This is a genomic window from Paractinoplanes rishiriensis, from assembly GCF_016862375.1.
Classification (GTDB): domain Bacteria; phylum Actinomycetota; class Actinomycetes; order Mycobacteriales; family Micromonosporaceae; genus Actinoplanes; species Actinoplanes rishiriensis.
This window is the reverse complement of sequence record NZ_BOMV01000107.1, coordinates 32,823-47,565: the sequence shown is the minus strand read 5'-3', so window position 1 is coordinate 47,565 and position 14,743 is coordinate 32,823. Positions and strand designations below refer to the sequence as shown.

General features: G+C 67.4%; 10 protein-coding genes. 9 read left to right on the top strand and 1 reads right to left on the bottom strand.

Annotated features, from left to right (window positions below; all coding sequences use genetic code 11):
- The 3 genes from Ari01nite_RS45250 (at position 1) to Ari01nite_RS51825 (ending at position 4,312) form a co-directional block, all read left to right on the top strand.
- Positions 1-1,314 (top strand): NsdA family TPR-like regulatory protein, encoded by a 1,314-nt coding sequence (locus tag Ari01nite_RS45250; protein WP_203790427.1) that lies wholly within the window; start codon positions 1-3, stop codon positions 1,312-1,314.
- Positions 1,311-2,204, top strand: a complete 894-nt coding sequence (locus Ari01nite_RS45245) for an LLM class F420-dependent oxidoreductase (protein ID WP_203790426.1) — start codon at positions 1,311-1,313, stop codon at positions 2,202-2,204. The genes Ari01nite_RS45250 and Ari01nite_RS45245 overlap by 4 nt, the downstream gene beginning before the upstream one ends.
- A 617-nt stretch (positions 2,205-2,821) precedes the next feature.
- Positions 2,822-4,312, top strand: coding sequence for an NsdA family TPR-like regulatory protein (locus Ari01nite_RS51825; protein WP_498371183.1), 1,491 nt, complete (start codon positions 2,822-2,824; stop codon positions 4,310-4,312).
- 13 nt (positions 4,313-4,325) lie between these two features.
- On the opposite strand, the gene Ari01nite_RS45235 is transcribed toward Ari01nite_RS51825, so the two are convergent.
- Complete coding sequence (locus Ari01nite_RS45235; protein ID WP_203790424.1) at positions 4,326-6,107, bottom strand: alpha/beta hydrolase family protein; 1,782 nt, start codon at positions 6,105-6,107, stop codon at positions 4,326-4,328.
- Positions 6,108-6,745: 638 nt separating this feature from the next.
- On the opposite strand from Ari01nite_RS45235, the gene fxlM reads away from it, so the two are divergent.
- The 6 genes from fxlM (at position 6,746) to Ari01nite_RS45205 (ending at position 14,705) form a co-directional block, all read left to right on the top strand.
- Positions 6,746-8,029: a methyltransferase, FxLD system gene (fxlM, locus tag Ari01nite_RS45230; RefSeq protein ID WP_239163566.1), complete on the top strand. Its 1,284-nt coding sequence runs from the start codon at positions 6,746-6,748 to the stop codon at positions 8,027-8,029.
- Between the two features lie 76 nt (positions 8,030-8,105).
- Positions 8,106-8,303 (top strand): FxLD family lanthipeptide, encoded by a 198-nt coding sequence (locus tag Ari01nite_RS45225; protein WP_239163565.1) that lies wholly within the window; start codon positions 8,106-8,108, stop codon positions 8,301-8,303.
- An 86-nt stretch (positions 8,304-8,389) separates the two neighbouring features.
- Complete coding sequence (locus Ari01nite_RS45220; protein ID WP_203790420.1) at positions 8,390-11,455, top strand: lantibiotic dehydratase; 3,066 nt, start codon at positions 8,390-8,392, stop codon at positions 11,453-11,455.
- A complete protein-coding gene (locus Ari01nite_RS45215) occupies positions 11,452-12,609 on the top strand; it encodes a lanthionine synthetase C family protein (RefSeq protein WP_203790418.1) in 1,158 nt (385 codons plus the stop codon). The genes Ari01nite_RS45220 and Ari01nite_RS45215 overlap by 4 nt, the downstream gene beginning before the upstream one ends.
- Positions 12,591-13,544: a thiopeptide-type bacteriocin biosynthesis protein gene (locus Ari01nite_RS45210; protein ID WP_203790416.1), complete on the top strand. Its 954-nt coding sequence runs from the start codon at positions 12,591-12,593 to the stop codon at positions 13,542-13,544. The genes Ari01nite_RS45215 and Ari01nite_RS45210 overlap by 19 nt, the downstream gene beginning before the upstream one ends.
- A 3-nt stretch (positions 13,545-13,547) precedes the next feature.
- Complete coding sequence (locus Ari01nite_RS45205) at positions 13,548-14,705, top strand: hypothetical protein (protein WP_203790415.1); 1,158 nt, start codon at positions 13,548-13,550, stop codon at positions 14,703-14,705.
- Positions 14,706-14,743 lie beyond the last annotated feature (38 nt).

The following is a 14,743-nucleotide window of genomic DNA, read 5'->3' as shown; positions in this document are numbered from 1 at the left end:
GTGACGAAGAAGGACTTCGAGCCCAACAGGCTGTTCTGGGACGCGCGCATGGCCTTGGGACTGTCTCGGCCGGCGGTGGCGGATATCGCCAACGGCCAACCGGTGATGAGTACGTGCGAGCACGAACCGATGAACGAGAACTACATCGGCAGGATCGAGCAGGGACGCATCGGCGGTGGCATGTGCGTCGAACGCCGGTCTGCTCTGTGCCTAACGCTGGAAGTCGACGACCCGGCGAAGATAGGGTTGATCGCCGAGCGTAGACGACCGACCCGCTCAGCGCCTTCGCGGCAACTCGGTCGCCGGCCGCCGATCGACGACGGCCGAAACGAAGGCACAGCGGAGAACGATCTGGTCGACTTCGCTTCCGTATTGGAGCAGCGCGGAATGAGCAACGCGGAGCTGACAGCCGTCGAACTAGCCTGCGAGCGAATCGATCAGGGTTTCGCGCGGATGCCACCGGACGAGCTTATGTCGAAGCTCCGAATACTGACGCAGCTTGTCTCACAGCACTTGCGCCAGCCGCAAACCCTTCGCCATCACGAACGGCTCGTCCGACTCGCGGCTCGTGTTGCCGGCTTGCGGGCGTGGGCATGTTTCGACATCAATGACCATCACACGGCAGATCGATGGTTTGAAGCGGCAGTGACTGTCGCGCAGGATGCCCAGGCGTGGGCCCTCGGAGCGTGGCTGCTTGGCGCCCAAAGCCTCATCCCCTGGCATCGCCGCGACATCCGCCGTGCCGCCGAGCTGATCGAACGGGGCGTCTATTTCGCCAGCCAAGGCTCCGAGGCGACGACGCGGGCGTGGTTGCTCGCGTTGCAAGCCCGTGCCTACGCTGGCAGGGGTGACATTGACGGCTTCGAGTCGTCCTATGCGCTGGCGGAAGAAGCAGCTGAGGTCTCCAATGAGCGCGACCGGCGCCACGGTATGGACTTCGCCCACGGCACGCTTGACCTTCGGTACTACGGCGGAACTGGCTGGCTCCTGCTACGGCAGCAGGAGCATGCTCGCACCGAACTGACCGGATCGCTGAACGCGTTGCCAGAGAGTCACTCCAAGGCGCGCGCGATGTTGACTCTCCTTCTCGCCGATGCCGCTGTGCAATCCGACGACCTAGCCGAGGCCGAAGCCCTCACTCTTTACGCATTGACGTCCACTATCCAACAACCCATTGTGCCGATTCTCCAACAGGGTCGACGGATCCAGCGGCTCGTTCATCAGCGGGATCCAGCTTCCACCGCAGCGTTGAACGAGGCAGTCCAACGGTTCAGTGCAGCCCTGACGACAGTAGCGACCAAGGCGAGATTGTGAATCTGACGGGCTTGGGAATTTGGACGGCCCAATTCGATTTTCAGCCGGCGGACATAGTGCGCGAGACGGCCCAAGAGCTCGAATCTCTCGGCTACACCTCGCTGTGGATTGGCGAGAATATCGGACGTGAGCCGATAAGCCAATCGACGATGCTGCTCGCCGCGACGCAGCGCATTACGGTTGCGACTGGCGTGATGAACCTCTGGGCCCGTGACCCATTGTCCATGTTCGCAGCACACCAGACTCTCACCGAGGCATACCCCGACCGCTTCATTCTCGGTCTGGGAGTCAGTCACGCGAAACTTGTCAACGACACCCGCGGGCTGCGATATGGCCAGCCATTACAAACCGCGCGGGACTACCTAGCGGCGATGGACTCCCACGCCCAACGCTACCGGGCAGTGCCAGCTGACAACGCCGTACGCATCCTCGCGGCTCTCGGCCCACGCATGCTCCAGCTCGCCGCGCAACACACCGGCGGCGCGCACACCTACCTGGTCCCACCCGAACACACCGAACGCGCCAGACTAATTCTCGGACCCGACAAGCTCCTCGTCTCAGAGCAGGCGGTCGTCCTTGCCAAGGACAAGGCCACAGCTCGCGACATCGCAAGACGACATCTACGCCGCTACCTTTCACTGCCCAACTACGTGAACAATCTTCGTCGACTCGGCTACACCGACGACGAACTCGATCGCAGCGGCAGCAACGCGCTAGTCGACGCCCTGATCGCGTGGGGCGACGAAGCAGCCATTTTGCGGCGCATCCACCAGCATCAGCATGCCGGCGCTGACCACGTCTGCATCCAAGTCCTTGTTGACGATTTCCGTGGGCTCCCCCTGTCCCAATGGCGGCGCCTCGCCGCGATTACGCCGTATGCGTCACGTTGAGCTGGCACTGGCTGATACAAGAGCTACTGACCAGTTGGCCCTCGGTGCCCAGGCGTCGGGCTCGGTAGTTCTTCGCTCGATTGCGTGGAACCCGAGGGGAGACTTGCTTCGTCCTGCCGGATGTCGGCGTACGGGTTGAGCCCGTGCACCCGACACCAGAGCCTGTCTCCTCGCCACAATGGCGGTATTGCGCGTTCCGCACCGGCTGCTTCAGAACGCACCGCCCTCGGCCACCACCTGCGGCTTTCCCCACTCAGCCTGCCAACGTTCCAACTCCGCGGTGGGGATCCGACTGGAGACGACCGTGCTCGCATCTGTGATGCTGAGGCCTCGGACGACACCGACCGCCGAAACTTGATCGACTGGTGTGACCTACTTGCGCCGATGCGGGATGCCTTTCGCAGCGTGCGCCGCGAGCAGGCCCTGCATAGCGGCTGCCACGTGGGAATCTTAATGGATCTTGGTCTTGCCATTCGAGGCGCCTCGGGTTGTGCGAAGGCGAGTGGAATTGCGACGATGAGTGATCGAGTCCCATCGGGGTTGAGTCGGCCGGAGGCGCGACGGTGGCGAAGAAGGACCCTGTCCCGAACAGGTCGTTCTGGGAGGCTCGGCAGCGTATGGGCCTCTCTCGGAGTCAGCTTGCCGACGACTCCAACCAAGAGTTGGTCATGGAAACGTGTGAGCATGTGCCGTTCAACGAGAACTACATCGGCAGGATCGAGCAGGGCCGCGTCGGTGGTGGCATGTGCGATGAACGGATTCAGGCGCTCTGTATCAGATTGGGAGTAGAGGACCCGGCAGACATTGGCTTGATCGCGGCACGCCGGTTACCGACCCGTTTAGCTCCGACGCGCCCTCGACGACCCCGATCACTGCTTACGACGCCAGCTGAGCGGCGCACGGCACCGTGTTCGGACTCGGGCGGATCAATGTCCCCGCTGGACGCGGCGGACGTGCCAGGTCACGTCCTTGCGCTTGCCGACGGTGCGAGGAGCCAGTTGGGGCTTTTGAGGAGCGGCGAGCCTGCGCTGCATCCGCAGAAGCGGAGCGCACCTCACTGCCCGACTCCGGTTACTACGTTCGGGAGGCCGGCAGCTTGGTACGTGCCGTTCCGCCCTGCTGTGCTTGAGGAGCCGGCGCAGCGATGGTTGCGGGGCGACTATCGGCCGGTGACCGCCGCGAATTCCGGGCGCCGTGCGGAATTCAACGACGTACATACTGCCGTCCGGGAACTGCAGGACCTCCGGAATCTAGATCATGAGCGTGGCGCCGGTGCGGTCCATCATCGGGTGGCTGAGTTCATCGAAGGTCCCGTTCGCGGGTTGCTGGGCGGGGACTGCGATGACGAAGTCATTCAAAGGGAAATCTGTCGTGTCTCGGTGGGGGCGAGGGAGCTAGCTGGCTACCAGGCAGTCGACTTGGGAGCCGATGGCGTAGCGCAGCGGCATTACCTTCATGCACTCTGGCTGACCGGGTGGGGAAGGGATCAGGCCTTGGGGGCTTACCTTCTCGGTGTCAGTCTTGGTCACTTGGCCCTGCACTGCGGTTACCCGAATCAAGGGCTTCGGATGGCGCAGGTCGCGCTGAGCGGATTGCCGGCAGATGCTCCAGAAGCGCTTCATGCCGGCCTTTGGGCTGTTGCTGCTCGCTGTCATGCTCGATTAGGTGATTCATTGAGCTCTGCTGTGGCCTTGCGTACTAGCGAAATGCACCTCTCCCGTCGTGACGAAAGCGATCAACCAGACTGGATTAGCTACTTCACTCCGGCCTATCTCGCTGACGAAGTGGCGCATTGCATGTTCGACCTCGGCGCTCACGACACCGCGCAGCGAGAGATCCGGCAGGCCGTGGACGGCGTGGGCAATGGTCGAGTGCGACGGCTGGCCATCGACACCGCTTTGCTGGCGTCGTCGCTGGCTGCGTCAGGCGATGTGGAGGAAGCGTGCGCGCGGGGACGCGACGCGGTCGACTTAGCGGCGGGAATCACGTCGGCGCGGGCTGTGCAAAGGGTGGCTCAACTTCGAGTAGATGTGATCCCGTACGAGGACAGCCGAAGCGTGATCGAGCTCGTCGACTACATCCGGGTTACGTTGCCGCTAGCTCTCTAGCGTCTTGTTGGTGTTACGGGGACATGTGGTGGCGGTAGAAGGCAAGCTCTGCCTGTAGGGCGCTCGCAGCGACTTGCTGGGCGGACAGATCGTGTCGGGCGTTAAGTATCATCAACTGGCAAGGCACTCCTCGGGTGGTCAGTTGGCGGGCGAGTTGCGCGACGTCGCCAATTGGCGCGACGTGATCGTCCGCGCCGTGTATCAGCAGGGTCGGCCGGTTGACTGCCTCGGCACGCACCGGCCCGGCGGGGCCTGACAGGGCGGCGGCGTGCGGCCGTTGCCAGCGTGGAGCGGTCGTCTGCCATTGGGTTGGATTCACGATCGCTGATCGGGCGACAGCGCCAGAGAATACAGAAGGTTTCGACACGGCGTGCAGAGCCGTGTATCCGCCAGCGCTCGCCCCGGTGATGAAGACTTGACCGGCTTGAGTCTTGCCAGCGGCAAGGAGATGTTCGGCAACTATGGCACAGTCCTGCACGTCGAACTCTCCCCAACGGCCGTAGAGGCTCTGGCGGAATGCTCGACCGTAGCCGGCGCTGCCGCGATAGTCGACGTCGGCAACGGCGAAGCCGTTGCTGGTCAGAAATTGTATGTGCCAGTCGAGCCGATTGTTGACGGCCGAGGTCGGCCCTGGATGTGCCCGGACTATCAGTGGTGCACACCAAGCCTCGGCGGCGTTCGCCGGAGGGTAAATCAGCGCGTTTATTTCCTCTGTGGAGCGTGTCGCAATCCGAAGGTGATCTGCCACTGCCAGGTTCCATGTCGGGCCGCTGGCTTTACGCCGGGGATACTGCCAAAGATCATCCGGTCGTTCCGGATCGAGCCGGAAGATGTGCGGAGTCAGCGTCGGGGACGCTGCGATTCCGAGTACTGACCGGCCCTGGGTGGCGAGATATGGTTTGAAAGAGGTGAATGGCGTCGCCAGCGGCGTTACAGTTTCGCCGCTGTAGATCTGTAGCCGATGCTGGAAACCGTTGTGTTCGATCACGATGGCGCCGTCATTTGGCAGCGGCACAAATGACCGGTATCCGGCTTCCCACTCCGGTGGCGCCAAATCCACTTCCGTCTGCACGATGGGCTGCATGTCTCTGCCATCGGTGCGGTAGAGGTTCCACCAGCCGTTCCGGTCCGAAAGGAACCACAAACGGCCATGGCTGTCCCAGCAAGGTTGCGTCACGGATTCATTCCGGCCGCCGCTGACTCGGCGCGGATTCACGACATCCGCATTCGGGTAGTCTGCAACTACGAGGTCGCTGCCGTCCCACGGCATGCGGTCGCTGTCCCAGCGTAGCCACGCCACCGTGCCGTCGCGGGGTCGCGGGGATCCGTAGAAGCCGTCGGTCGCGGCGACCACCTGTTGTGTTCCGTCTGGGAGTATGCGGAGCAGCTTGTCGCCGCTGTTCGTGCCGCGTACGCACCACAGGGCGCCTCGATCGACTGCCAGGTCGCCGTAGCACTCGTCGGGCTGCCGGGGTTCTGCTACGACACGAGCGTGGTCCCCTTTCGTGGAGAGCATGATGTTGCCGGTAGCGGCATCGACGTACCACGCTTGTCGACCGAGGACGGCGTACGCGCCGCCGCCGTATCCGTGCAGGTCGCTGCCCACGCTCGTCCCGGGCGCCGTCGCTTCGTGCACTGTCCCGTCATCAGTCATATATCGAAGTGCGACGCGGCCCTGCTCTTGAGGGGAGGTTTGCAGCCACCAGACGTGGTCCTCGGTCGCGCGGACCTCGTCGAACGTCACTGATTCGGCAGCGGCGGCAGCGGCCGACAGAGCTGGCAGAGGGCTGGTCATCGCCGCTGATCCTACGGGCGTTGCCGCGACGAATGAGGGCTCGGCAGATCGGTTCAGCGCAGCGACGCGCCTGGCTGACGATGCCGATCGTGCTCTTCGCAGGTGTCAGCTGCTGTTGCGTGTACATCGACCTGGGCGGGCTGCAACGAGAGCCGCCATGCACTCGGCAACGCGTGGACCGTGGCGAGGTGTGCACCGTCGTGTGCACCTCGGCGGATTTCTGTGCGGTGCACACGAGGGTGTAGTTCCGGGTGGCGGGGCTTTCGGCGAGTCTGGCGTCAGGGCATACGCCGTTCAACGATTTAGTAGATTGGTCTATTTGTCATTCACGAGCCTCGGTATGCGGGTCCTTCGCAACATTCTGTGGTCAGTTACGGTAAGGCGATCTTGGGCCAGCCGTCTGCGTCCAGTTGTCTGCGTGTGTGTCGCATTACTGCCGGATCGGCACTGTGGCACCACGGATCCGGCCAGCAACTACCGGACGCGTTGCGCGCGCTGACCGCGAACGTCGAGCCAGGTGAATCAGCCCGGCTCGCGCGAACCCAGCAGGGCGGAAGCCGTGCGGGTGAGTAGGGCATGGTGCCTGATGCCGGCCAGGTCCGTTGTCCACAGCATGCCACTGACGAAGGGAAGCACCCGTGTCTGAGCCCAGTGCCGCGCCCCGGCCGGTCGCCGCACCGATCGGTCGATCCACCGACACCGTGCCGAGTCCGGATCGCGCAGCGGAGTTCCGTGCCGCGCTCGTGAATAGCCTCCGCGCCGATGGGAAGATCACCACTCCGGCGGTCGAGGCCGCCTTCCTGACGGTGGCCCGCGAGCGATTCGTTCCGGACGACGTGCCGCTTGAACAGGCCTATGCGGTGGACGACGCGGTCGTGACCAAACGCGACCAGCGTGGGGTTGCACTCTCGTCGGTGTCCGCGGCCTATATCCAGGCGCGGATGCTGGAGCAGGCCGACCTTCGGCCGGGCATGACGGTCCTCGAGGTCGGCTCTGGCGGCCTGAACGCGGCCCTGATCGCGGAGATCGTCGGCGACCAGGGCCGCGTGGTCAGCGTCGACATTGACCCCGATGTCATCGACCGCGCCGCGAAACTCCTCGACGCGAGTGGATACGGCAGCCGGGTCCGGGTACTGGTCGCGGACGCCGAGCACGGCGTACCCGGCGAAGGCCCGTTCGACGCCATCATCGTGACCGTGGGCGCCTGGGACATCCCACCGGTCTGGCTGGAGCTGCTCGCCGACACCGGTGTGCTGGTGCTACCGCTGATCATGAACGGGGTCACCCGGACCATCGGGTTCCGCCGGGCTGGCGGCCACCTGGTCAGCACGTCGATCGAGGTGGCCGGGTTCGTGCCGATGCAGGGCGCCGGCCGCCACGAGGAGCGGGTGTTCCTGTTGACCGATCCGAACGGCAAACAGGTGAAGCTGCGGTTCGATTCCGCCGCACCCGAGGACATGAGCCCACTCGATGGGGTGCTCGCCACGGACCGGACCGAGGTGTGGTCCGGGGTGACGATCCCGCACCGGACCTCCTTCGCCGATCTGCACCTGTGGTTCGCCTGGCATCTGCCCGGCTTCTGCCTACTGACGGTCGACGACGGCACCGAGCTGGCCGACGAACGGGGCACCTGGTTCCCGTTCGGCGCTGTCCACGGTGCCGGGTTCGCCTACCTGGCGATTCGGCCCGCCCCGGAGGGCGTCGGGGTGGAGTTCGGTGCCCGCGCTTACGGCCGCGACGGTCAACTCGCCGCCACGACGGTCGTGGAGCAGATCCAGGCATGGGACCACGACGGCCGCCACACCGAGCCGGTCTTCGGGTACTGGCCGGCGGGCAGCGACGAAAACCAGATTCCCGCCGACGCCTCCGTCATGAACAAGGCGCGAGGCATCGTCACAATCTCCTGGCCGCCGCGGGCGTAAAGCCGCACACGGCTTCGCCCCGCATCGGCCAGGTGGCCAACAAATCCCTTCGCACCCCGTATGGAGAGTGATGTCGATGGCTCCGCAAGCTGCCGTCCTCGACGCCGCCACCACCGCTGACGCCGAGGCCGTCACGGACGACGACTTCGTGCTGGACATGCGCGTGGTCGAGGCAACGACGCCGCTGGAGGTTTTCATGTGCAACACCAACGACGGCTGCGGTTCGACGTGTAGCGGCAGCGCCTGCTCCACGTCCTCGTACGACCCGCGCTAACCGCGCAGCAAACCCTCCGACGCTGTCGGAGCCTGCCCCGCCTCGCGGGCTCCGACAGCCCCCTTTTGCTCGCATGGAGGAGCGGCATGCCGACCGTTGTCCACCCCTACCGGCCGGTCGGCCCCGTGCTGGTCCGCGCCAGCACCACCACCGGCGCCGTCGACACGCCTCCACCGGCCGGCACGGCGCTCGATGAACTCGCTTGGCTGGCCACCCACTGGTCACGACCGGAGCTGCGCGACGCGGTGAGCCTGGCCAGCCCCGACCTCGCCGCCCGGATGCACCAGCTCCTCACCGAAGGTGCCGCATCCGCACGGGCCGTGCACCGCGCCGTCACGGCGATCACCTCCTATCTGGCACGGTGGCAGCGGCGCGCCACCCCATTCGGTATGTTCGTCGGGGTCACCGCCGTCACGATCGGCCCCGCCGATGCGCGGATCGGCGACCGGCACACCGCTGTGGCTCGCGCCGACGCGGACTGGCTCACCAGGGTGGTCGATCAGTTGGAGCTGGATCGCGCTCTGCGCCGCACGCTGATGGTCGTGGCCAACAGCGGCGGCGTAGTCCGGGACGGCCGGTTCATCGTCGCTGCCCGTCCCGCACCCGGCCAGCGCTCACCCGGCCCGGTACGGGATCTCTCCACGCGCTGTACTCGGCCGGTGCGGCTCGCGCTCGCGTGCGCCGCTACGCCGGTGGGTTTCGACGACCTCGTCGCGCAGCTCGCGGCGCAGCTTGCGCCGACCGCACCGTCCACCATTGAGGCGATGGTGCACGGCCTGATCGACGGCCAGGTCTTGATCACGAATCTTCGTCCGCCCATGACCGCCGTGGACCCGTTAAGCCATGTTCTCGCCATCCTGCGCGACGCCGGCGAGCACCTGCCCGACCGTCGAGGGGTGATCGACCAGCTCGGTGAAATCGATGCACAGCTGCGACGCCACAACAAGGAGGCAGACCCCGGCCAGCAGGCGGCATTGCGGGCGGTGGCCGAGAAGCTGATGGTCGCGGTCGTGCCGCCAGCCGCGGAGCCGCCGCTCGCGGTGGATGTCCGGCTCGACGCGACCGTGAGTCTGCCGCAGCGGATTCTCGATGAGGCCGCGGCCGCGGCAGGGGTGCTGCTGCGAGTGACCACGCAACCGTTCGGGTCACATGCGTGGCTGGACTACCACGCACGCTTCCGCGCCCGCTACGGTCCCGGCGCCCTGGTCGGCGTCCGTGATCTCGTCGCCGATTCCGGCCTCGGCTACCCGCCCGGATACCTCGGCGCCCCGCGCGCCCGGCCGGCGTGGCGCATGCTCACCGAACGCGACGCCTACATGTTGGCCCTCATGCAGAAGGCCATGCGTGACGGCGCCGACGAAATCCTGCTGACCGACGCCGACATCGAGGCACTGACCGTGGGCGACCCGACCGCCGTCGTGCCGCCGGCCCGGCTGGAACTCGGGGTCTGCGTCCACGCGACGTCCACCGAGGCGATCAACCGCGGACACCTCGAGCTACGGATCACCGCAGCGCCCCGCACGCACACCAGCATGGCCGGCCGGTTCGCCTACCTGTTGGATGCCGCCGACCGCGACCGGTTGAACCAGACCTACGCGGCAGGCCAGAGCCGGGACGTGATCCTGGCGCAGGTGTCGTTCCCGCCCCGCCGGGTGCACAACGAAAACGTCACGCGCGTCGGCCGGCACACGGCGCGGGTGGTGTCGGTCGGCGAGCATCCGGATGGCGAGGTGATCAGCATCGACTACCTCGCGGTCACCGCCGACGCCGACCAGCTCTACCTCATCCACGCCCCGACCGGCCGCCGGGTCATCGCCTACGTGCCGAACGCCTTGGCCGCCGTGCAGATGCCGCCGCTGGCCCGGTTCCTCGCCGAAGTCGGCGACGCCCGCACCGCCGTGTTCGGCCCGCTCGACCTCGGCGCCGCCGCCCGCACTCTGCCGTATGCGCCTCGCATCCGATACCGGCACACGGTGCTGGCGCCGGCCCGCTGGTGGCTGACCACCGCGGACCTCACCGCAGCGAACCCAGCCGGTGACGCAGACACGTGGGACAAAGCCCTCGACCGGTGGCGGCGACATTGGCATGTCCCCGCCCGGGTCATCGTGTGCCACGGCGAGCTACGCCTGCCGATCAACGTGGACGAACCGGCCGATCGGCGGCAACTGGACACCCGGCTGCGCCGCGCCGGCCGGCTCGAACTGCGCGAAGACGCACCTATCGACCGTGGCGGCTGGATCGACCGCCCGGCCGAGTTCGTCATCCCGATGACGCTCACCACGCCCGTAGCCCGACCCCTGCCGGACACCGCCACGATCGGTTGGACGCACCGGCCCGGGGCGTCCGCCGTCATCCACGCCCGCCTGATCGGCAATCCCGCCCGGTTCGACGACCTGCTGACCGAACACCTACCGGCATTCGCGGACAGCCTGACCGACCTCGGAACACTGCGGTGGTGGGCCAACCGGCACCGGGACATGATTCGCCTCGACGCCGACCAGCACCTGTCCCTCTACTTCCGGCTCGCCGGGCCGGCCGCATACGGCGCGGTCGCCGCCCGTCTCGGGCAGTTCGCCGACGACCTGCACGCTCGAGGACTGCCCAACGAACTCGTCCTCGCCGCCTACCACGAGCAGCCCAGCCGCTACGGTCATTCGCCGACTGCGGCGGAGGGCGTCTTCGCCGCGGACACCACCGCGGCGATCGCCCAGCTGCGCCTCGCGGAGCAGACCGGCATCTCCGGCCAGGCGCTCGCCGCCGTGTCCCTGGCCGAGATCGCCGCTGGGCTGGCACCGGACCCGGCCGTCGGCTACCGGACGCTGCTGAAGGATCTCAAGGGGCACACCGAACCCGCCGACCGGGCGCTGAGCGACCTGGCCCGTGAGCTGGCCTGCCCGGCCGGCGAGTTTGCCCGGCTCCGCGCTTCGGCAGAGGGCGAGGCGGTCCTCGCCGCGTGGGAAGCGCGGCGGCAAGTGCTACGCGCCTACTCCGCAGTTCTGGGCGCCGAGGGCGCCCCGCCCGGTGTGCTACGAACCTTGCTGCGCGAGCATCACCACCGGGCACTCGGCGTCGATCCCGCCTTCGAACGCCAGACGAACCACCTCGCTCGCGCCGTCGCCCTGCGCTACCTGAGCCCGGCCGGGCACCGATGACCGCCGCCACGCCAATCACCCTCACCGAGGCCGAATCCGGTGCGCAGTCCCTGGCCTCCGGCATCATCGGCCATGCGCTGCTCGCGGTGGAACGGGCGGTCAACGGCGCCGGGGACTGGGCCAGCGCGCACCGCCTCATCCAGCAGGCGGCGGGCCGGGTCGACGCCGCCGCGCACGCCGGGCTCTACTACGGTGCGCCGGCCATCGCCTTCCTGCTGCACACCACGACCGCTGACGGCCGCGACCGCTACCCGGCGGCCCGGCAAGCCCTCGACCACCACATCCGCCGACTCACCCAGACTCGGCTTACCCACGCCGCCCAGCGGCTCTGCGCCAGCCGCCCGGCCACGTTCGGCGAGTACGACCTGTTCACCGGGTTGATCGGCTTCGGCGCTCTCCTGCTGTACCAGGCGCCCGGAAGCGACGAACTCGGCGAGGTGCTGTCCTATCTCGTCCGGCTCGCCGAACCCTGCTACCACGACGGCCTGCACGTCCCCGGATGGTGGGTCGAACACGACCCCGACCCGCTGTACCCGACGCCCGGCGGGCACGCCAACCTCGGCATGGCGCACGGCGCGGCCGGCCTCCTCGCACTCCTGGCCCATGCCGCCCGCCACGGCCACCACGTCACCGGGCAGACCGAGGCGATCAGCTGGCTCTGCGCCTGGTTCGACCAATGGCGGCAGGAATCCCCCCACGGCCCATGGTGGCCCCAATGGATCACCCGCCACGACCTGCGCACCGGTCATCTCCCGCACGACTGCCCGCCACGGCCGTCGTGGTGCTACGGCGCACCCGGCATCGCCCGCGCGCTGCAACTCGCGGCCATCACCACCGGCGACCGCGCCCGTAAGACCATCGCCGAACACGCCCTCGCCGCCTGCCTGACCAGCCCACAGCGTGACCGACTCACCGACCCAGGCATCTGCCACGGCCTCGCCGGGCTCTACCAGACCGCGCACCGGGCCGCCGCCGACACCACCAATCCCGTGATCGCCCGGCAGCTTCCCGCCCTCGCCGACCTCCTCACCCACACCGACGACGAAGACGCCGGCGGCTTCCTGACCGGCGCCACCGGCGTCCACCTGGTCAAGGAGACCGTCAACGCCCGCCACACCTGCACGAGGTGGGACGCATGCCTACTGATCGCCTGACCCCCACCACCGGACAACTCGCCGACCGCGTGGAAGCGGTGCTCGCCGGCACCGCCGTCGAACACTCCGCCATCGACGGCATCGACGGCATCGACCTGTCGGAGGCGGTGGAAACCTACCGAGCCGCCGGCCGGGCCGCCCTACACCGCAGACACGAACGAAACTGGTTTCAAGCGCACATCACCTGGCCAGAGTGGGCCGGCGCCGAACCAACATTCGCGGCCCACGTCGCGGGCCGCCTGGACGAACTCGACAACGCAGCGCCCTGGTGGTTTCTGCGCAAGTACCCGCACTGGCGGGTACGCGTCCGCACCACCGACCACCACGCCGTCGAGGCACTCTTCGATGGCCTCGTGGCGACCGGCACGATCACCGGCTGGCAGCGCGGCATCTACGAACCCGAGACCGCAGCCTTCGGCGGCGAGACCGCCATGCCCATCGTCCACGACCTGTTCTGCGCCGACAGCCGAGGCGTCCTCACCTACGCCCGGCAGCACAACCCGGCGCTCGGCCGCCGCGAACTATCCCTGCTACTCATCCGGGCCATGCTCCAGCACGCAGGGCTCGACTGGTTCGAGACCGGCGACGTCTTCGACCGCGTCGCCCACATGCGTCCCGCCCCCGCCGACCACAACACCGCCAACATCGACGCGCTCGCCGTCAAGGTCCGGTCCGTGCTCGCGATCGACATCACCACCGACCAGCCGCTGTTCACACCCAGCGGCGAACTCGCCTGCGCCGCGCCCTGGCTGGCCGCGTTCGTCGAAGCAGGAAAACTCCTCGGCGAAGCCGCCGCCGCGAACCGCCTCGACCGCGGCCTCCGGGCCACCATCGCCCAGATCGTGATCTTCCACTGGAACCGGCTCGGCCTGCCCGCAAAAGCCCAAGGCATCCTCGCCCACGCCGGGAAAGCCGCCACCCTACCCCGGAGCTGACTCATGCTTGCGTCGCCGCAGCTCACCGCCGCTGTCCGCCGGTTCCCGCTCCTCGGCCGCCCCCGGCCGGACTGCCCAGCACTGCCGGCACGCGTCCGAGAGATCGCCGAAGCCGTGGACACCGCCCGGCACAGAGCCGGCCACGGCATGGCCGACGCCGCCCACGCCCTCAACAAGGCCGCCCTGATCGCCAGCGACGCCGGCATGACCGACCTCGCCCGGCACCTGTGCTGGCAACACATCGACACCTACCGCAACGCCAGACGTCCCCTGACCATCCTCGAAGCCCGCTACCTGCTCGAACCGGTACTTAACCTCGCCCGCATCCAGATCCGCACCGACCAAGGCGCCGCCGCCCTCCGTTTGCTGGAATCGATGTACGACGCCATAACCCAGCGCTGCGACCTCGTCATCGCCGACCAGAGCCTTCCCCTGGCCAACCTCCTCGGCGAACCGGCCGACCGGCGTCAGCTACGGCAATGGGTCTGGCTCCAACTCATCGGCGAAGGGATCCGCGCCCTCGCCCACGCCGGCCGCTGGGACGACGCCGCCGACCACGCACGCCACCACAACGGCATCGGCGATCACCTGATGGAGGGCCGCCAAGCCGCGATCATCGCCCTCTGCCTGCGCGGCGACGGCCAGCAGGCACGCGCGCTGCTCGCTGAGAGCACCACCACCGAAGCCTGGGAGCAGGACGTGGCGGCGTGCCTTCAACTGATGTGCCTTCACGCCGGCGACAAACCGACCGCGGCAATCGGCGAGGTGCCTCTGGTGACGGCAGCCGTAGCCCGGTACGACGGCAGCACCGGCACCGCCAACTACGCCTCGTACCGCGCCCGACTCGGCCTCACCATCGCCACCCTCACCAACAACATCAGTACGAGCACAGCGAGTGTCCTGCTCACCCGGGTCGCAGAAGACGCGATCAACTCCGCCGATGGATACGCCGCCCGCGACGTGCTCGGTTTCCGTGACCCTGTCGAGGGAGTCACCGACGCCCAACGTCGCCGCCTCAGCCACCTAGCCGCGGAAGCGGGTCTCGGGACCGGGACGCTGCCCCAGTCGATCCTGCGGCGGCTGACTGCCGTCAGCGAAGAGGCATTGGCCATGCTGGATACCGCGCTCGCGGCAGGTTCCCGACATCGCCTGGACGTGTGAATGCTTGTAGCAGGCGCTCACCCCGCCGAGGTCAGTAA